Here is a 17509-nt window from a genome sequence, read left to right as displayed (position 1 = left end):
AGCTGAGAACCGCACGCTCGAGGGTCTTGGCATCCATCCGCAGACCATCGAAACAATCCTTCCATCCTATCTCTGGCGCTTCCGCGTTCACGGCCAATATTCCGGCCAAACGCCTGTCTGAGCCACCTTTTCCGTTCTTACCCTTTCCCTTGTGGTAGGGAGGCTGCGTAGCTGCAGGAAGGGGTCTTTTGAAATGCTCAATCTTGCGCTGCGGCATCGTTTTAGCGCTGCAAGAGCCCCCTCCCCGGACCTTTGGTCCGACCCTGCCCACAAGGGGGAGGGTAAGGCGCGCTGCATCACCGCATCAGGATCAACGCGACCAGCCCCAGCGTGCCCACGACCAGCCGCCACCAGGCGAAGAGGCCGAAGCCGTGGCGCGAGACATAATCGAGCAGATAGCGCACGACGAATACGCCGGAGATAAACGCCGCAACGAAGCCGATGCCGATCAGCGAGGCGTCATCGAAGGTCAGCGCATGGCGGTTCTTGAACAGATCATAGGCGAAAGCGCCGGTCATGGTCGGCATGGCCAGGAAGAATGAGAATTCAGCGGCAGAACGTTTGTCCGTTCCAAGCAGAAGTGCGCCAACAATCGTTGCACCGGAGCGGGACGTGCCTGGGATCATGGCGAAACACTGGATCAGGCCGATCTTGAAGCACAATGACAGCGGGTAATCCATGACATTGGAATAGCGCGGCTTCAATTCCAGCCGGTCGACCCAGAGCAGGATCAGCCCGCCGATAATCAGCATCACGCAGATCAGCATCGGCGATTCGAATAGCACGGTCTTGATGATGTCGTGGGCCAGAATGCCAATGACCACCGCGGGCAGGAAAGCGATAAGGATGCCAGCAACAAAACGGCGCGTCTTTGGGTCGCTCGGCAGATCGCGCGCGATCTTCAGAAGACGGCTGAAATAGACCGTGAGGATCGCGAGGATCGCCCCAAGCTGGATCAAAACCTCAAAGGTCTTGCCGTTCGATTCGAAGCCAAGAAAGTGCCCGGCTAGCAGCAGATGGCCGGTGGACGAAACCGGTATAAACTCTGTTAACCCTTCCAGCAATCCGAGGAAAAGGGCTTCGACAATCGTCTGTGATTCCATGATTATCGCTTTCGTGCTGCCGACCAGGACGGGTAACCGGCTGTTGGTGAAATCGTGTTTACTTGTCTCATGCTACGGTTGCGCCTATAGGTTTGGCGCAGACGCGAGGGCTGCCGAGGAATACGACGGCGCCGAATAAAATACCAGTTTGAAAGAATTACAAATCTGCCATGTTGACGCTCTTCCATCACCCCATGTCCACCGGTTCGCGCTATGCCCGGCTCATCCTCAATGAATATGATATTGAAGTGGAACTGATCGAGGAGAACAGCTGGGCCAGGCGCAAAGAATTCTTGGCACTCAATCCGGCGGGCACGCTTCCGGTCCTTCTGGCGGAAGGTGACGTGCCGGTTTCCGGCGCCTCCGTGATCGCCGAATATATCGACGAGACGCGCGGTGCACTGAAGCGCAGCCGCCGGCTGTTTCCGGAAGATTCCCTGAGCCGCGCCGAAGTGCGCCGCCTGGTCGACTGGTTCCTCAGCAAATTCGAAAACGAAGTGACACGTCATATGGCGCGCGAGCGCATTTTCAAGCTGCACATGACGCCGGAACAGGGCGGCGGCGCACCGGATTCGACCGCCATCCGTGCCGCCCGCTCCAACATCACCCAGCACATGAAATATATCGACTGGCTGACGGCGACGCGCAACTGGCTGGCTGGACCAACGCCAAGCTATGCCGACATGGCCGCGGGGGCTTCCATCTCGATTCTCGACTATCTCGGCGAGATCAAGTGGGCCGAATACAAAGCCGCGCGCGACTGGTATACGCGCATGAAGTCACGCCCATCATTCCGCCCGCTGCTCGCGGACCGGGTGCGTGGCCTGCCACCATCATCGCATTACGGTGATCTGGACTTTTGATACTCCTTGCGGGAAGAAAGCAAGCGTCGAACCACGCATAGGGTTCATGCAAGATGGTCTCAAACCAACAGCAAAAGCTGAAGCAGTTTATTCTTGAGGAATCACGGGCGGCGGGCTTCGATCTCGTGGCCATTACCCGGCCGGACGCTATCTCATTGGCGGAAGCTCGGCTGCGCCAGTATCTGGCACTCGGCCGTCACGCCAGCATGCAATGGCTGCAGGAGACGGAAGAACGCCGCGCCAACCCGGAGGTACTCTGGCCCGAGGTTCGCTCGATCATCGTGCTCGCCATGAATTACGGGCCCGAAAGTGATCCGTTGGAGATCTTGTCGCAGAAGGACAAAGCGGCGATTTCCGTCTATGCGCAGAACCGTGATTATCACGATATCATCAAGGGCAAACTCAAGGGCGTTGCCAGCCGATTCGCGTCCCGCGCTGCCGGCGAATATCTGAAAGTCTTCGTCGATACGGCACCGGTGATGGAAAAGCCTCTCGCCGAAGCTGCCGGGCTTGGCTGGCAGGGCAAGCACACCAATCTCGTCAGCCGCAGCCATGGCTCCTGGCTGTTTCTCGGCACGATCTTTACCACCGCGGAGCTGCCCGCCGACGAACGTGAGACGGATCATTGCGGCTCGTGCCATGCATGTCTCGACGTCTGTCCGACCAATGCATTCCCCGCGCCCTACCAGCTCGATGCGCGGCGCTGCATCTCCTACCTCACCATCGAGCACAAGGATCCGATTGCACATGAATTCCGCAAGGCCATGGGCAACCGCATCTATGGCTGCGACGATTGCCTGGCGGTCTGCCCGTGGAACAAATTCGCCGCGACGGCGCAGGAGGCGAAGCTGCAGGCGCGCGACGATCTCCGCTCCCCTTCACTCGCATCATTGCTCACGCTCGACGACGCGGCATTCCGCACGCTCTTCTCCGGGTCTCCGATCAAGCGCATCGGCCGCGACCGTTTCATGCGCAACGTGCTGATTGCCTGCGGCAATTCCGGCGCGTCTAATCTGATCGAAGCCGTCCAGACGCATCTCGTCGATCCCTCGCCGTTGGTCCGCGGTGCTGCCGTGTGGGCGCTGAGCGAGCTGATGGACAAAGGCCGATTTGCAGACCTGCAAATACGCCATGCCGCACAGGAGAGTGATGCGGATGTCTTGACCGAATGGCATATTGCTGTGAAGAATCAATCATGAACGTTTTTCTCTTTGGTGCCGGCTATTCGGCACGCGCCTTTGCCAAAGCCATTGCCGGTGAAGCGGACTTCATCGGCGGGACGACGCGCGATAGCGCCAAATTTTCAGGCCTCAAGAAGGATGGCATTACGCCGTTCCTCTTCCACGGAACCCATGCGTCACAGGAGATTGTCGACCAACTCGCCAGTATTACCCATCTCGTTGTCTCGACCTCACCGGGCCAGAGCGGCGATCCGGTGCTTGCGCAGTTCGGGGACACCATCCGCCATGGCATGCCGAAACTGCAATGGATCGGCTATCTGTCCACGGTCGGCGTCTACGGCAATCATGCGGGAGCCTGGGTCGACGAGACGACGCCTTGCCATCCGGTTTCTGCCCGGTCGGGGGAGCGCGTCGAGGCCGAGCGGGGCTGGCAGAAACTGGCGCACGAACGCGATGTCCCTCTCGCCATCCTGAGGCTTGCCGGCATTTACGGGCCCGGTCGCAACGCCTTCGTCAATCTTGCCAATGGTACGGCGCGCCGGCTCAACAAGGCAGGCCAAGTGTTCAACCGCATCCATGTCGATGATATTGCCGGCGCATTGCGTTTCCTGTCCATCCGCAACGAATCGGGCATCTTCAACATAACCGACGACGAACCCGCGCCGCCGCAGGATGTCGTCGCCTACGCCGCCGAACTGATGGGCGTCGAACCGCCTGAAGAATCCGACTTCGAAACGGCGCCGCTGACACCGATGGCGCGCTCCTTCTATGGCGAGAACAAGCGCGTCTCCAATGCCCGGATCAAAAAACTTGGCTATTCCTTCCGCTATCCGGATTATGGAACGGCTTTCGCGGCCATGTGGCGCGACGGGAGCTGGCGTTAGCAACCGCCAGCCTAAAACCGCGTAATCACGTTGATGCCCGTTCCTTCAAACCGGTCCATCGCCATCAAAGCTGCCGGTGCGTCGTCCAGCGCAATCTCTCTGCCAATCAGCTTTTGCGGCTGGAGTTTGCCGGTTTCCAGCATGTCCATCAGCGCCTTGTAGCGGAACGCCTGCATGCCGTGGCTGCCATAGATCTCCAGCTCATGCGCGATAACCTTGTCCATGGGGATGGGCGCATGAGCGTGATCCCCCAGCATCAGCCCCACCTGCACATGGCGGCCGCGGCGGCGCAGGTTGGCGACCGAATTGAAGCAGGTCGATGGGTGACCGAGCGCGTCGATCGAGACATGCGCCCCACCCTTGGTGATCTCCCGGACCGCACCGATGATATCTTGCGTCTGCCCGCCATTGACTGTCGTCACCGCGCCTAATTCGCGGGCGAAGGCCAGCTTCTCCTCGGTCAGATCGACGGCGACCACATTGGCACCCATTGCTGTCGCGATCATGATCGCCGAGAGGCCAACGCCGCCACAGCCATGCACAGCCACCCATTCGCCCGGTTTGACCTTCGCCTGATCGACGATAGCGCGGAACGAGGTGACAAAACGGCAGCCGAGACTGGCGGCAGTAGCGAAGTCGAGCGCTTCCGGCAGGGCGACGAGATTGGTGTCGGCAAAATCGACCGCGACATATTCGGCAAAGGAGCCCCAGGCAGTGAAGCCCGGCTGGAACTGGTTCTCGCACACCTGATGATTGCCGGAATTGCACTCGAAGCAATGGCCGCAACCGCCGACGAAGGGTACGGTGACGCGCTGGCCGACCTTCCATTGGGTGACGTGCCTGCCGATGGCCTGGACGGTTCCAGCGAGCTCATGGCCCGGGACATGCGGCAGGACGATATCGGGATCATGCCCCATCCAGCCATGCCAATCGCTGCGGCAGAGCCCCGTCGCCTCCACTTTGATGACCACACCTGTCGCGGCGGGTGTTGGATCTGCGACGGTCGCAACGCGCGGCGGCTGGCCGAATTGCTCGAAAATGACTGCTTTCATGGTGATGGTCCTATTTCGAATCAGAATGCCCTTCTCAATCACATCTTGCGACTTTTGCGCGAATCTGGCCATCATAAAGCCCCGATCCGGAGCGCAAATCCGCCAGGATCACTTGTGGGGACAACGATCATGACATCGAAAACCCTGTTGCGTTTCGCGCTCGGCGCACTCATTGCGTTCAGCGGTGCCATCGAAGCCATTGCCGAGGATGGCCCTGCCAAACAATTGTTCGGGGTACAAACCTTGCCGACAGTGGGCGCACCGTTGTCGACCGGCTTCTACGCCAAGGGTTGCCTTGCCGGTGGTGTCGCCCTGCCCGAGGATGGTCCGACCTGGCAGGTGATGCGCCTGTCGCGCAACCGCCGCTGGGGCCATCCGCACATGATCGGACTGATCGAAAAGCTGTCGCGCGATGCCGCCGCCAAGGATGGCTGGCCCGGGCTGCTGGTCGGCGACATATCGCAACCGCGTGGCGGCCCGATGATCACCGGCCATGCCTCGCATCAGGTCGGCCTTGACGCCGATATCTGGTTGACACCCATGCCAAAGCGCCGCTTCACCGCCGACGAGCGGGAAAAGGTCGAAGCAACATCGATGCTCAAGGGCGACACGCTGTTCGTCGACCCCAAGAAATGGACGCCTTCGCGCACAGCACTCTTGAGGACGGCCGCCAGCTATCCGGAAGTGGAACGTATTTTTGTTCACCCCGGCATAAAGAAACAGCTTTGTGATACGGTTCAGGGCGATCGCAGCTGGCTAGCCAAAGTCCGTCCCTATTGGGGTCATTATTATCATTTCCATATCCGCATCAAATGCCAACCCGGGTCTCCGAATTGCAAGTCGCAGGAGCCGACAGGCAGCGATGACGGCTGCGGCAAGCCCCTTGCCTGGTGGTTTACCGACGAGCCGTGGAGGAAGGCCCCGCCCCCGGCAAAACCGGTGAAGCCCAAGATCATGATGGTTTCGGACTTGCCGAAACAATGCGCGCGGATCCTGCAAGCGCCGAGTCCGAATTCGATCGCCGAAGTGACCTACGGAATGGGCACGAAAGTCGCGGCACCGGCTGCAACCGCAGCCCCTGCGGCCGCTTTTGCTCCGGACGACGAGCAGATTCCTGATGACATTGCGGTGCCCAGGCAGAGCCCATAGCGGCGGCCTTCGGTCTTTTTTGTCTGCGGCCTTTTCATGCTGTCATGAATTGAGTATAGGGTTTCAATCGATTTAGGGCCTGAACCCGAAACAGAGTTTTTATGACACAGCCATTTCGCCTCGCGCTGATTGCCCATGACCAGAAAAAGGACGACATGGTGGCGTTTGCGCGCAATTATGAACGCCTGCTGGCCCCGTGTGATATTGTTGCGACCGGCACAACGGGTGGATTGATCCAGGCGGCATGTCCTTCGTTGAAGATCACCCGCGTCAAGAGCGGCCCGCTCGGGGGCGACCAGCAGATTGGCGCATTGATTGCCGAAGGCAGGATCGACGGGCTGATATTCTTTGTCGACCCGTTATCGCCGCTGCCGCATGATGTGGACGTCAAGGCGCTTATGCGGCTCGCGAGCGTCTACGATATTCCGATGGCACTGAATCGGGCAACCGCCGAGGTTCTGGTGCAAAAGCGAGGTTTGCTGCGCGATGACGCGGCTGAGAATACACTGACTGCGCCGCGTGTTCTCTCGGATACGCAAAGGTCGCAGTAACATTTGAAAGACAGGAAGCGACAATGGTGACACAGGCAGATACCGACCACATCATGAAATTTCCGATTCTGGTCGGCGACATCGGCGGCACCAATGCGCGCTTCGCCATTCTGGTCGACGCCTATGCGGAGCCGAAGGAATTCCCGATCATCCAGACGGCGGATTTTCCGACCATCGATGAGGCGATCCAGAACGCCATCCTCGACCATACCTCTATCCAGCCGCGCTCGGCAGTGCTGGCGATTGCGGGGCCGGTCGAAGGCGACGAGATCGACCTGACCAACTGCGCCTGGGTGGTCAAACCGCACCAGATGATGGAAACGCTTGGCCTCAGGGATATCACGGTGCTCAATGATTTCGAGGCGCAGGCGCTCGCCGTCGTCTCGCTCGAACCGAAACATCTCGAAAAGCTCGGCGGTGGCGCGGGCGACCCCCATGGCAGCCGCGCCGTCCTCGGACCCGGCACCGGCCTTGGTGTCGCCGGGATGGTGCGTGCGCGCAACAGCTGGGTCCCCGTACCCGGCGAAGGCGGCCATGTGGACATGGGGCCCCGTACCGCCCGTGATCTCGAAATCTTCCCGCATCTTGAACATATCGAGGGCCGGATTTCCGGCGAACAGCTGCTGTGTGGCCGCGGGCTGCAGAACATCTATCGCGCCATCTGCAAGGTAAATGGTACCGAGGCCATCCTGCAGACGCCTGCCGAAATCACCGCCGCGGGCCTTTCCGGCGAATCAGCCGAGGCAAAGGAGACGCTGGCGCTTTTTGTCGTCTATCTCGGACGCCTGGCTGGCGACTTTGCCCTGACCTTCATGGCGCGCGGCGGCGTGTATCTCGCTGGCGGCATCGTCCAGAAGATCGTTGCCCCGCTGAAGGACCCGTCTTTCCGTCAGGCTTTCGAAGATAAGGCGCCGCACGGCGAAATCCTGCGCGAAACGCCGGTCTATATCATCACCCATCCGCTGGCGGCACTGAGCGGCCTCTCGGCCTTCTCGCGTACACCCACCCGCTTCGGTGTTTCGACTGAAGGACGCCGCTGGCGCCGGGATTGAATGTCTTGATACCGGTCGTCGTGACGGTTTGCGATCTGGGCGAAGCAGTGGGCACAACAGCAACACCCCCGCCTCCATTCAGAACTACCGACCAAAACCGATAGGCAAGGCGGACCAATAAGGCTATAGGGACAATTCGAGCGGCATGGATAACGCCCTTGCCGAGATGTTCTTGTACCAGCGAGTTGCCGCCTGTCATGAGTGGTCAGACAAAGAAGAAAAAGATCGATCCGACGGAGGCGATGCGCGTTATCCGCAGGGTATTGAACGAAAATCTGCGGCAACATCGCAGCTCCTATGCGATTGCCATTCCGGCGATGCTGGCCGTGGCCGGAACGACCACATTCGTTGCTGTCATATTCAAAGACGTCATCAATGGTATCTACTATGAACGGCGTGCGGATTTGATCCTGAAGATCAGTCTTGCCGTCCTTGTCGCGTTCATCATCCGCGGCATAGCCACCTACGTGCAATCGGTGATGATGGCTAAGATTGGCAACAACATCGTCGCCCGGTACCAGCAGAAGATTTTCGATCATCTGATGAGGCTCGGCCTCGACTTTTACCACGATAACCGATCGGCCCAGCTTGCAGCTCGGATAAACCAAAATGTCGCTGGCGTTCGCGAACTTCTCGACATTGTCGTCACCACAGTAGGCAAAGACATACCGACGCTCCTGTCGCTCATCGGCGGAATGATCTACCTCGACCCTGTCCTGTCGCTCTTTGCCTTGCTCGTCGGACCGCCCGTGATCTTGGCGGTTCGTTATCTGACCAAGCGGTTGCGCAGCATTCACCGCGAGTCTGTCGCGCTGAATTCGCATTTGCTCGGCGCCATGCAGGAAGCAACGCAAGGCATCGCGATCGTCAAGGCCTTCACCATGGAAGATCAGTTGCGCTTGAAAATTAGTGAGCTGATCCGGCGCGCCGAGGAGCGGGCAAACAAGATCGCGCGGGTTTCGGAGCGCATAACGCCATTTACCGAGTTGATCGCCGGTGTCGCGATCGCTTCGATGATCGCATATACCGGCTACCGCGCCGTCAACAACGTTGCTCCGCCCGGCGCCATGTTCGGCTTCATGACCGCCATGCTGCTCGCCTACGACCCCGTACGCCGGCTGGCGCGCGTGCAGGTCGGGCTCGAACGCTCCCTGGTCAATACGCGCATGGTCTACGAGATTCTCGATATCGAGCCACGTCAGGCAGACAGTATTGGCGCGGTACCTATCACGGTCCCAAATGGCGAGGTACGGTTCGAAAGAGTTTCGTTCAGTTACAGCAGTGGCATCCCAATATTGCACGGTATCAGTTTCACCGCCGAGGCCGGCAAGACGACGGCCATCATCGGTGCTTCCGGCGCCGGCAAGTCGACATTGTTTGGCCTCGTTGAAAGGTTCTATGATATCGATGCCGGGCGCATCCTCATCGACGGGCAGGACATTGCCTATGTCAGCAAGCGTTCGCTGCGTCAGTCGATCGCCTATGTCTCGCAGCAGCCTTATCTGTTCGAGGGCACCATCGCCGACAATATCCGCTATGGCCGCCCGGATGCCACTGATGAAGAGGTGATCGAAGCGGCGAAACTCGCCAATGCCGACGAATTCATTCGCCAGCAGCCGCAGAGCTATGGCACGGAAGTCGGCGAGAACGGCGCTACGCTTTCCGGCGGCCAGCGCCAGCGCCTTTCGATTGCCCGCGCCATCGTGCGCAACGCTTCGATTCTCCTGCTCGACGAGGCGACATCGGCCCTCGACAATGAATCGGAAAAGCGGGTGCAGCAGGCGCTTGAACATGTCATGCACGGACGAACCACCATCGTCATCGCCCATCGCCTGTCGACCATCGTCAATGCCGATCACATCGTCGTCATGGAGGCGGGCCGCGTCGTGGAGGAGGGCGTGCACGAGACCCTGCTTGCCCGCCCCAATGGCATCTATGCTCGCTTCTATCAGTTGCAAGGCAAGGAAGAGTCACCCATCATCGATGACACCGAACCAACAGCAATAGCGAGACCAGCGGAATGAGCGCGGTTACCGAACAATCCGGGGCAACCCCGGCAATGAGATTGGCCGTCGTCGGCGCAGCGGGCCGCATGGGCCAGACGCTGATCCGTGTCATTCAGGCGACCCCCGGCGCAATTCTTGCTGGAGCGATCGAACGACCGGGTTCCCCGCATATCGGCCGCGATGCCGGCGAGCTCGCCGGGATCGGCCCACTTGGCGTTCCCATCACCGACGACGCGCTCGCTGTCTTCGTCGGTGTCGAGGGCGTCCTCGATTTCACCGCGCCCGCCGCAACGGTCGAGTTTGCCGAGCTTGCCGCGCAGGCGCGCATTGTCCATGTCATCGGCACCACAGGCTGTTCGGCAGAGGATGACGCGAAGATCCGCGCCGCCGGCCGTCATGCGGTCGTCATCAAGTCCGGCAATATGAGCCTTGGCGTCAATCTGCTCGGCGTTCTCGTCAAACAGGCGGCGAAAGCGCTCGGCGATTTCGATATCGAGATTCTGGAAATGCACCACAAGCATAAGGTCGATGCGCCGTCTGGCACCGCGCTGCTGCTGGGAGAAGCGGCCGTGGCGGGGCGGAACGTTTCACTCGCCGATCACAGCGTTCGTGTGCGCGATGGCCATACGGGGCCGCGCGAGGATGGGACGATCGGCTTTGCCGCTTTACGCGGCGGTTCGGTGGTCGGCGACCATTCCGTTATCCTCGCTGGCGAGGGCGAACGCATCACCCTCTCTCACCATGCCGAAGACCGCACGATCTTCGCGCGCGGCGCCGTTAAGGCGGCACTCTGGGGCAAGGGTCGCAAACCTGGCCTCTACTCCATGCTCGATGTGCTCGGCCTCAATTCATAAATCCAACAGGAGTATTGCAATGTCCGGAACCCTCGTCCTTGTCCGCCACGGCCAGAGCGAATGGAATTTGAAAAACCTTTTCACCGGCTGGCGTGATCCGGGACTGACCGAGCTCGGCCACAAGGAAGCCATCGATGCCGGCAAGCGGCTGAAGTCAAAGAGCCTGCACTTCGACATCGCCTATACGTCCGTCCTCTCCCGTGCCCAGGCGACGTTGCAGCACATTCTCGAAGAGGTTGGCCAGACTGGCCTGGAGACGATCCGCGACCAGGCACTGAACGAGCGCGATTATGGCGACCTGTCGGGCCTCAACAAGGACGATGCCCGCGCCAAATGGGGCGAAGAACAGGTCCATATCTGGCGCCGTTCCTATGACGTTTCGCCCCCCGGCGGCGAAAGCCTGCGTGACACAGGCGCGCGCGTCTGGCCCTACTACCTGCACGACATACAGCCGCATGTGCTGCGCGGCGAAACGGTGCTGGTGGCAGCGCATGGCAATTCGCTGCGCGCGCTGATCATGGCGCTCGACGGCCTGACCGGCGAAGAGATCGTCGCACAGGAACTCGCGACCGGCGTTCCGATCATCTACAAGCTCAATGCCGACTCGACCGTGGCTTCGAAGGAAGTTCTGGAGGACTGAATTGCGGCTCGCAGGGGCGGCAAATTCGTTCTGTGACAATTCCGAGACAAATGGATTGACAGACTCAGATGCGCCCCTTACATGAGACCCCGCTGCCCAGATGGCGGAATTGGTAGACGCGCACGGTTCAGGTCCGTGTGCCGCAAGGCGTGGAGGTTCGAGTCCTCTTCTGGGCACCAAATTCCCGTTTCATACCGTCTAAGACGGTGTTGAAACAACAAAAAGCCCGCCTATGCGGGCTTTTTGTTCTCTGATTGTCAGTGACGCCGCACGCGGGGGCGCCGAATGGCCAATTACCGGAAAACGATTGATTGCTCCCGCAACGGAACAATCGTGGACGCCCCCGGCGTCCAATATAGTTCGCTGTCGACCGGCGGTGTTTACTTGCGGCCGTGTTCCCAGCGTTTGACCAGATATACAAGTCCTCCGGTCCATGCGACTGCTGTAAGCATTGCCAAGATTAGAGCAAAGTGACTGTTCATTGCTTCATCATCCCTTCTTGAATGAGGCTCGGTATTGTGAGTAATCCAGGGAAGGACGTTGGAGCCTCACTGTCGGGGAATCGCTCCCGACTCGGGCAATACTCACGCCATATTGCCCCATAGTCAAACGCATTCCGGCCCGATTGGTTCGCCATGCACCGGATTTTCTTTAATGGAGTCAAGGGTTGCTCTCGCATCTTGTTGTCTTAACGAAGTGGTAACTATCAGAGAGTGTCCCTCAATCCAACTCATTTTTAAGCATTCCAGCTATGCGTTCGCCCTGCGATAGAATGCCAGCGAGCCGGCCAGTGCCAACAACGCGCCGCCGCAGATCCGGTCCAGCCAGAGCGCACCGGACTTCTTCAACGCCCGTACCGCGCGTGAACCGAGATTCGCGTAGCCGAACATCACAATGAAATCGATCAGCGCAAAGGTAACCGCCAGCGCCAGATATTGCGGGAACTGCGGCAGTGCCGGTTCGACGAATTGCGGCAGGAAAGCCGAGAAGAACAGATATCCCTTGGGATTGGTGATCGCGACGAAAAAGCTCTTCAGGAAAACGAGGCGCGGTGAAGCGGATGCATCAGTGGCTTCCCCCGTATGCGCGACTTCGAGTGTCCCCTTCGACCGCAACAACAGGATGCCAAGGAAGGTCAGGTAACCGACACCGATCCACTTGACGACGGAGAACCAGAATTCCGATGCGGCCAGGAGCGCGCCAAGTCCCAAAGCCACGGCACCGATCAGCACGAAGTCAGATAGCACAGCGCCCGCCATGCCGTAGCAGGCCGTTCTGATTCCGAAGCGAGAACCGTTGGTGAGGGCCAGCAGCACTGTCGGCCCGGGGGTCGCAATGCCGATGAATGCAACGAGCGCAAATGCCAGGATCGTCAGATGTGTCATGAACCCCTCCAGGATAGAACGCAATCGGCTGATGCCAGCGCAGCCGGCACTTCAGACACCATTCCCGGATCAGGAATGTCAAGTGCGCTTCGCTCTTCCCGCTTCGATCAGCCCCCGCATTGTCTCCTCGCGCGGGAAGGCGCCGAACAGAGATGTCTTCAGCGCAACATCGACCTCTAGAGAGCCAAGCAGGCGTTCGACATCGCGCGATCTGCCGAGCATGCGCCCGCCAAGCAGCAACAGCGAGGGCGGTACGGCAAAAAGCCTTGCCCTGGCGCCCATCCCTTCCGCGAGGGTGCGAACAAGGTCCGGGGTCGAGAGATCATTGCCGTCGGCAAGCAGCACTGTCTTGCCGGCAGCCTCCGGTAGTTGCGCCGCACTGCAGACAATCCCGGCCAGATGGCCGACATTGAGGAAGCTGCGCCGGTTGCGAACGGCGCCCAGCGGCAGCGGCAGGCCCGTCCGGATCAGGCGCATCAAGCGATCGAGATTGCCCGGATTTCCGGGGCCGTACACCAGCGTCGGGCGCAGGATGACGAGCTCGATGCCAGTTTCCCGGGCGACTTCACCCAAGGCTTGCTCCGCCTGCCATTTGCTTTTCGCATATTCGCTTTTCGGGCGCGGCGGATCAGCCTCGGTGAACGGCCGTTCGGAGAAATCGCCCATGACGCCGGCCGAACTGACGAAGACAAATCGCTGCACGCCGGCGGCGGCCGCGCCCCGTATGAGCCGCGCGCTGACGTCGACATTCGTGCGCTGGAACAAGTCAGCGGCCGCGTCAGGCGCTTCGCTGGTCTGATGCGCGCGGGCAGCGAGGTGGACGACGACATTGCAGCCAGCAAGGAGTGGCGCCCAGTCAGTGACGCAGGTGATGTCGCCGGCCTCGACAATCGACAGACGCGCGTCTGGCTCGATCGCGCATTTCTCGGCCGACCGCACGGCCGCTCGAACCTGCCAGCCCCCGGCAAGGAATCGCTTCACCGTCTCGCGGCCGACGAAACCGCTTGCTCCCGTAATGAAGACTTCGCCGTGGCTCATGGTCTGGACTGACTGTTTAGAGGAAAGAATCGGCCGAGATTGCTATTTCCGCATGTCTTGTTCAATCCCCAAGGCTCTTTGACTTTGGAATAATTGACGGGTTTAGCGCCGACTATACGAAGGCAACCGCCAAGGAGGGGACGGGGCCGCAGGTGATCCAGCAATCCGACGCCAGGGGCTCCTCCCCTTGCGGGGAGGGTCCGTTCGCTCCGGTTCCTTTGTAACCTCTCCGCCCTGCCGGAACCGGCAACCTGCGTTTGCCGTTTCGACAGGATCGATCCACCGGCCGACGCATCAAGTTAGCCGGCTACCCTATATGATCGAGTTGCACCCAATCGTCGTCCTGTGCGGCTGGCCGGTCGTCGAGTTCGCCCTGATAAGCGAGAAAGGCAATGGCAACGAACGCGAGCACCAGGGTGAAGTCATGCATGAGCCTATCCTCCGTACAACGGAACACCGGTAACGCGTTGGACATCACTACCAGTCTAGGATGACATTTGTCCAAATGGAGGCGTGAGGTTTCCGTCGGGAAGATCAGTGATCCTCCGGATTGCATTCGTCCTTAAATCAATCCGTGTATAGTGATGAAGCAATTTCATCATAAGGCAGCTCCGATGACCAGTCGCGCCTCACAGATATTGTCCTGGGCTTTACCCATCGGATCGCTGGTTCTTGCCATCGCCATTCGCCTTGCCGGCGGTCACATCGGCACATATTTTCCGATTGCAACGCCAACCCTCGCGATCGGCATGTTGCTCACAACTGTATTCATCGTCCTCCAGCATGCAGAAATCCTGGCAATACGCCTGGGCCAGCCCTATGGAACACTGCTTCTCACATTTGCGGTAACGATTATCGAAGTCTCCATCATCGTATCGATGATGCTGCATGGCGATAACAATCCCACACTGGCCCGCCAATCGGTGTTTTCGACCGTCATGATCGTTTGCGCCGGTATCGTCGGGCTTTGCCTCACACTCGGCGGGTGGCAACATTACCAGCAGGACTTGAAGCGGCAGGGAACAAGCGCATTCCTTTCCGTTCTAACGGCGCTGACAGTGATTACCCTTATTCTCCCCAATTTCATTCTTGCGAGGACTCCCGGCAGCTTTGATCCGGTGCAGCTGGGTTTTGTCAGCTTCTGCTCTGTTCTTTTGTATGGCAGTTTCGTTTTCGCCCAGACCGGGCGGCACCGCGATGATTTTCTCGATGATGTTACCCACCGTGACGCGGTACACGGAAACCTCGCCGCCTCACCAAGCGCCATGTTCATCCATGCAGCACTGCTCATGACGGGCCTTGTCGGCATCGTCCTTCTGGCCGAGCAGGTTGCCATGGGCGTCGAAGATGGTCTCGCAGTGCTTCATGTCGATCAGCGCGACAAGATCGTGGGCACATTCATCGCCCTTCTGGTTCTCCTCCCGGAAGCCCTTTCGGCGGTTCGGGCTGCCATCCACAACGAACTGCAGCGCAGTCTCAACATCGCGCTCGGATCTGCGCTTGCGACGATCGGGCTGACCATTCCTGCCGTAGGCATAGCGAGTCTCGTGACGGGCCGCGAGCTTACACTCGGCCTGACGTCGGGTGACGCGGTGCTTCTCGTGCTGGTTTTGGCAATAAGCATCCATAGCTTCGGGACAGGGCGGACGACCGTGCTGACCGGACTTGTTCACCTGGTGATTTTCATCGCCTTTCTTCTCTTGATCGCATTCCCTTGACCGTTGTCGGCAGGCGATGGCCTCAAACAAGGGAGCGGCGGAAAATTTCTATGGCAGCAATCGGCTCTGGCGGTTAGGTTGTTGCCGTGGGGTGATTACCGACGGCTATTCAACCATAGCCTGCCTCCAAGGAAAAACACCAATGAGAGACCGTTGGAGAATTCAGCCTGACGAGGCAGCTGGAGCGATTTTCGAGAACCGGAGCATAGCGGACACCCTGGTCCGTCAGCACCGGAAGCAAAGAATATCGCTTTGGATGCCCGTCAGGGCAGAGTTATCAAACGACTTCTGAAACCAAAGGACGAATGTGCATCAGGAAGTCACATTGATAGCAACCGTTGCCGTCGGCTTCGTGTTTGCTGCCATATTCGGATACTTCGCAGACCGCCTGCGCCTGCCGCCGCTGGTGGGCTATCTCGTTGCGGGCATTCTGATGGGTTCCTTTACGCCCGGCGCCATAGCCGATGCTGCCCTTGCGGGGCAACTCGCCGAAATGGGTGTGATCCTCCTGATGTTTGGCGTCGGGCTGCATTTTTCAACCTCGGACCTCTTGGCGGTGCGCGGCGTCGCTGTCCCCGGAGCGCTTGGCCGCATCATCCTCGTCACGCTGCTCGGCATCTGTCTCAGTTCCCTGTGGGGATGGAGCCTTGGCGCAGGCCTGGTCTTCGGCCTCAGCCTTTCTGTTGCAAGCACGGTGGTTCTGCTCAAGGCCCTCGAGGAGCAGAACCTGGTCGACTCGGTCAATGGTCGCGTGGCCGTCGGCTGGCTGATTGTCGAGGATCTGGCAATGGTTCTGGCATTGGTGCTTCTGCCGGCATTTGCCGAGTCTCTCGGCGGCCATGCAAGCGCGCTGACTGCGCAAACTGCCAATGGGCTGCCGATCGCCCTGACGATAGGATTGACCTTGCTGAAGGTCGCCGCCTTCACCGTGGTTGCCATATTCATCGGGCCCAAAGTCGTTCCGTGGATTCTCACATTGGTCGCGCGTACCGGCTCGCCGGAGCTGTTCACGCTTTCGGTCCTCGCCGTTGCGCTTGGCATCGCTTTCGGGTCGGCCGAGATCTTCGGGGTGTCCTTTGCGCTTGGCGCTTTTTTCGCCGGCGTCGTCATGAGCGAGTCACGTTTGAGCCGCCGTGCTGCGGCCGATTCATTGCCGCTGCAGAACGCCTTTGCAGTTCTGTTCTTCGTCTCGGTCGGCATGCTGTTCGACCCGTCCATCCTCATCCGCCAGCCCATAGCGGTGATTGGCGTGCTGGTGCTGATCATCATCGGCAAGTCGATCATTGCCCTGGGGATCATTCTGCTACTGCGCTATCCCGTCGGGATGGGCCTCAGCGTCGCGGCCGGTCTCGCCCAGATCGGCGAGTTCTCCTTCATCCTCGCCGGACTCGGTGTGTCATTGGGCCTGCTGCCGCGCGAAGGGCAGGACCTCATCCTTGCGGGCGCTATCCTGTCGATCACCGTGAACCCGCTTGTCCTACTGGCGGGCGAAGAATTGCAAAAGGCTGTGCGTTCGACATGGCCTGCCCTCTCGGCACATTATGGAAAACCGAAGCACGACATGCTTTGCCGGGACCTCGACAGGATCCGGGCGCTCAATGAAGAACGGAACAGGCAGCATCAGTTGGAGATGCAGCAATTGATCGAAACGTTCCCGCTTTTCGCCGAGGTCGATAAAAATTCCCAAGAGGAACTTCTGCTGTTGTTCCGGCCGAAATCCGCTTCACCGGGCGAGCGTGTCGTCCGGATCGGGGATCGCGGCGATGGCATGTATTTCATCGCATCGGGGGCCGTCGAGGTCCAGTTGGAAACCGATCCGGTGCGCCTCGAAGCCGGATCGTTCTTCGGCGAGATGGCGCTGCTCAGCGGAGGACGTCGAACCGCCGATGTCATTGCCGTCGACTTTTGCCAGTTCCTCGTCCTCGAGCGACGCGACTTCCATGTGTTCATGTCGCGGCATCCGGCATTGCGGACGGCGGTCAGCAACATGGCGAGGGAGCGGGCCGAAATGAACGTGTCGCGCCGGAAACGGA

General features: G+C 59.6%; 16 protein-coding genes, 1 tRNA gene and 1 pseudogene. 13 read left to right on the top strand and 5 right to left on the bottom strand.

Translation table 11 applies throughout. From position 1 onward, the window contains the following. Positions 1–121, top strand: a pseudogene (locus AAAC48_RS29650) (complex I NDUFA9 subunit family protein); the annotation flags it as partial. Positions 122–296: 175 nt separating this feature from the next. Here the strand turns inward: AAAC48_RS29650 and AAAC48_RS29645 are convergent. Next, positions 297–1103 carry an undecaprenyl-diphosphate phosphatase gene (locus AAAC48_RS29645; RefSeq protein ID WP_340657612.1) on the bottom strand — a complete coding sequence of 269 codons (807 nt, stop codon included), beginning with the start codon at positions 1101–1103 and terminating at the stop codon, positions 297–299. Between the two features lie 170 nt (positions 1104–1273). Between AAAC48_RS29645 and AAAC48_RS29640 the strand changes: the two genes are divergently transcribed. The 3 genes from AAAC48_RS29640 to AAAC48_RS29630 are packed head-to-tail and all read left to right on the top strand — an operon-like array spanning position 1274 to position 4031. Then, positions 1274–1966 carry a glutathione S-transferase family protein gene (locus AAAC48_RS29640; RefSeq protein ID WP_340657611.1) on the top strand — a complete coding sequence of 231 codons (693 nt, stop codon included), beginning with the start codon at positions 1274–1276 and terminating at the stop codon, positions 1964–1966. 53 nt (positions 1967–2019) lie between these two features. Then, positions 2020–3165: a tRNA epoxyqueuosine(34) reductase QueG gene (gene queG, locus AAAC48_RS29635; protein ID WP_340657610.1), complete on the top strand. Its 1146-nt coding sequence runs from the start codon at positions 2020–2022 to the stop codon at positions 3163–3165. Continuing rightward, complete coding sequence (locus AAAC48_RS29630; RefSeq protein ID WP_340657609.1) at positions 3162–4031, top strand: SDR family oxidoreductase; 870 nt, start codon at positions 3162–3164, stop codon at positions 4029–4031. The genes queG and AAAC48_RS29630 overlap by 4 nt, the downstream gene beginning before the upstream one ends. Positions 4032–4042: 11 nt before the next feature. Here AAAC48_RS29630 and AAAC48_RS29625 read toward each other — a convergent pair whose 3' ends face one another. Further along, positions 4043–5083, bottom strand: coding sequence for a zinc-dependent alcohol dehydrogenase family protein (locus AAAC48_RS29625; RefSeq protein ID WP_340657608.1), 1041 nt, complete (start codon positions 5081–5083; stop codon positions 4043–4045). A gap of 129 nt (positions 5084–5212) precedes the next feature. Between AAAC48_RS29625 and mepA the strand changes: the two genes are divergently transcribed. From mepA to AAAC48_RS29590, 7 genes are all read left to right on the top strand, one after another. Beyond that, positions 5213–6232, top strand: coding sequence for a penicillin-insensitive murein endopeptidase (gene mepA / locus AAAC48_RS29620; RefSeq protein ID WP_340657607.1), 1020 nt, complete (start codon positions 5213–5215; stop codon positions 6230–6232). A 101-nt stretch (positions 6233–6333) separates the two neighbouring features. Further along, positions 6334–6783, top strand: coding sequence for a methylglyoxal synthase (locus AAAC48_RS29615; RefSeq protein ID WP_340657606.1), 450 nt, complete (start codon positions 6334–6336; stop codon positions 6781–6783). Between the two features lie 23 nt (positions 6784–6806). Continuing rightward, positions 6807–7835, top strand: coding sequence for a glucokinase (locus AAAC48_RS29610; protein WP_340657605.1), 1029 nt, complete (start codon positions 6807–6809; stop codon positions 7833–7835). Positions 7836–8032: 197 nt separating this feature from the next. Further along, positions 8033–9859 (top strand): ABC transporter ATP-binding protein, encoded by a 1827-nt coding sequence (locus AAAC48_RS29605; RefSeq protein WP_340657604.1) that lies wholly within the window; start codon positions 8033–8035, stop codon positions 9857–9859. A gap of 35 nt (positions 9860–9894) precedes the next feature. Beyond that, a complete protein-coding gene (gene dapB, locus AAAC48_RS29600) occupies positions 9895–10695 on the top strand; it encodes a 4-hydroxy-tetrahydrodipicolinate reductase (protein WP_340657613.1) in 801 nt (266 codons plus the stop codon). A gap of 19 nt (positions 10696–10714) precedes the next feature. Then, positions 10715–11335, top strand: coding sequence for a 2,3-bisphosphoglycerate-dependent phosphoglycerate mutase (locus AAAC48_RS29595; RefSeq protein WP_340657603.1), 621 nt, complete (start codon positions 10715–10717; stop codon positions 11333–11335). Between the two features lie 94 nt (positions 11336–11429). Further along, positions 11430–11514 (top strand) — tRNA-Leu (locus AAAC48_RS29590). 570 nt (positions 11515–12084) lie between these two features. On the opposite strand, the gene AAAC48_RS29585 is transcribed toward AAAC48_RS29590, so the two are convergent. The 3 genes from AAAC48_RS29585 to AAAC48_RS29575 form a co-directional block, all read right to left on the bottom strand. Continuing rightward, a complete protein-coding gene (locus tag AAAC48_RS29585) occupies positions 12085–12720 on the bottom strand; it encodes a LysE family translocator (RefSeq protein WP_340657602.1) in 636 nt (211 codons plus the stop codon). A gap of 78 nt (positions 12721–12798) precedes the next feature. Continuing rightward, positions 12799–13758: an NAD-dependent epimerase/dehydratase family protein gene (locus AAAC48_RS29580; RefSeq protein WP_340657601.1), complete on the bottom strand. Its 960-nt coding sequence runs from the start codon at positions 13756–13758 to the stop codon at positions 12799–12801. A gap of 307 nt (positions 13759–14065) precedes the next feature. Then, on the bottom strand, positions 14066–14188 hold the full coding sequence (locus AAAC48_RS29575) for a hypothetical protein (RefSeq protein ID WP_340657600.1): 123 nt from the start codon (positions 14186–14188) through the stop codon (positions 14066–14068). A gap of 184 nt (positions 14189–14372) precedes the next feature. On the opposite strand from AAAC48_RS29575, the gene AAAC48_RS29570 reads away from it, so the two are divergent. Both AAAC48_RS29570 and AAAC48_RS29565 read left to right on the top strand, forming a co-directional pair. After that, positions 14373–15476, top strand: a complete 1104-nt coding sequence (locus tag AAAC48_RS29570) for an ionic transporter (protein ID WP_340657599.1) — start codon at positions 14373–14375, stop codon at positions 15474–15476. Positions 15477–15783: 307 nt separating this feature from the next. After that, positions 15784–17509, top strand: a 1726-nt coding sequence (locus AAAC48_RS29565; protein WP_340657598.1) for a cation:proton antiporter, incomplete at its 3' end; no start/stop codon positions are given.

Source organism: Phyllobacterium sp., from assembly GCF_037994405.1.
Taxonomy (GTDB): Bacteria; Pseudomonadota; Alphaproteobacteria; order Rhizobiales; family Rhizobiaceae; genus Phyllobacterium.
The sequence above is the reverse complement of the archived record's forward strand: the minus strand, read 5'-3'. Positions and strand labels throughout refer to the sequence as shown.

Excerpts from the sequence above, each read along its gene's own strand:
- AAAC48_RS29645 (WP_340657612.1), bottom strand. The coding sequence starts at position 1,103 with ATGGAATCACAGACGATTGTCGAAGCCCTTTTCCTCGGATTGCTGGAA.
- AAAC48_RS29640 (WP_340657611.1), top strand. The coding sequence starts at position 1,274 with ATGTTGACGCTCTTCCATCACCCCATGTCCACCGGTTCGCGCTATGCC.
- queG (WP_340657610.1), top strand. The coding sequence starts at position 2,020 with ATGGTCTCAAACCAACAGCAAAAGCTGAAGCAGTTTATTCTTGAGGAA.
- AAAC48_RS29630 (WP_340657609.1), top strand. The coding sequence starts at position 3,162 with ATGAACGTTTTTCTCTTTGGTGCCGGCTATTCGGCACGCGCCTTTGCC.
- AAAC48_RS29625 (WP_340657608.1), bottom strand. The coding sequence starts at position 5,083 with ATGAAAGCAGTCATTTTCGAGCAATTCGGCCAGCCGCCGCGCGTTGCG.
- mepA (WP_340657607.1), top strand. The coding sequence starts at position 5,213 with ATGACATCGAAAACCCTGTTGCGTTTCGCGCTCGGCGCACTCATTGCG.
- AAAC48_RS29615 (WP_340657606.1), top strand. The coding sequence starts at position 6,334 with ATGACACAGCCATTTCGCCTCGCGCTGATTGCCCATGACCAGAAAAAG.
- AAAC48_RS29610 (WP_340657605.1), top strand. The coding sequence starts at position 6,807 with ATGGTGACACAGGCAGATACCGACCACATCATGAAATTTCCGATTCTG.
- AAAC48_RS29605 (WP_340657604.1), top strand. The coding sequence starts at position 8,033 with ATGAGTGGTCAGACAAAGAAGAAAAAGATCGATCCGACGGAGGCGATG.
- dapB (WP_340657613.1), top strand. The coding sequence starts at position 9,895 with ATGAGATTGGCCGTCGTCGGCGCAGCGGGCCGCATGGGCCAGACGCTG.
- AAAC48_RS29595 (WP_340657603.1), top strand. The coding sequence starts at position 10,715 with ATGTCCGGAACCCTCGTCCTTGTCCGCCACGGCCAGAGCGAATGGAAT.
- AAAC48_RS29585 (WP_340657602.1), bottom strand. The coding sequence starts at position 12,720 with ATGACACATCTGACGATCCTGGCATTTGCGCTCGTTGCATTCATCGGC.
- AAAC48_RS29580 (WP_340657601.1), bottom strand. The coding sequence starts at position 13,758 with ATGAGCCACGGCGAAGTCTTCATTACGGGAGCAAGCGGTTTCGTCGGC.
- AAAC48_RS29575 (WP_340657600.1), bottom strand. The coding sequence starts at position 14,188 with ATGCATGACTTCACCCTGGTGCTCGCGTTCGTTGCCATTGCCTTTCTC.
- AAAC48_RS29570 (WP_340657599.1), top strand. The coding sequence starts at position 14,373 with ATGACCAGTCGCGCCTCACAGATATTGTCCTGGGCTTTACCCATCGGA.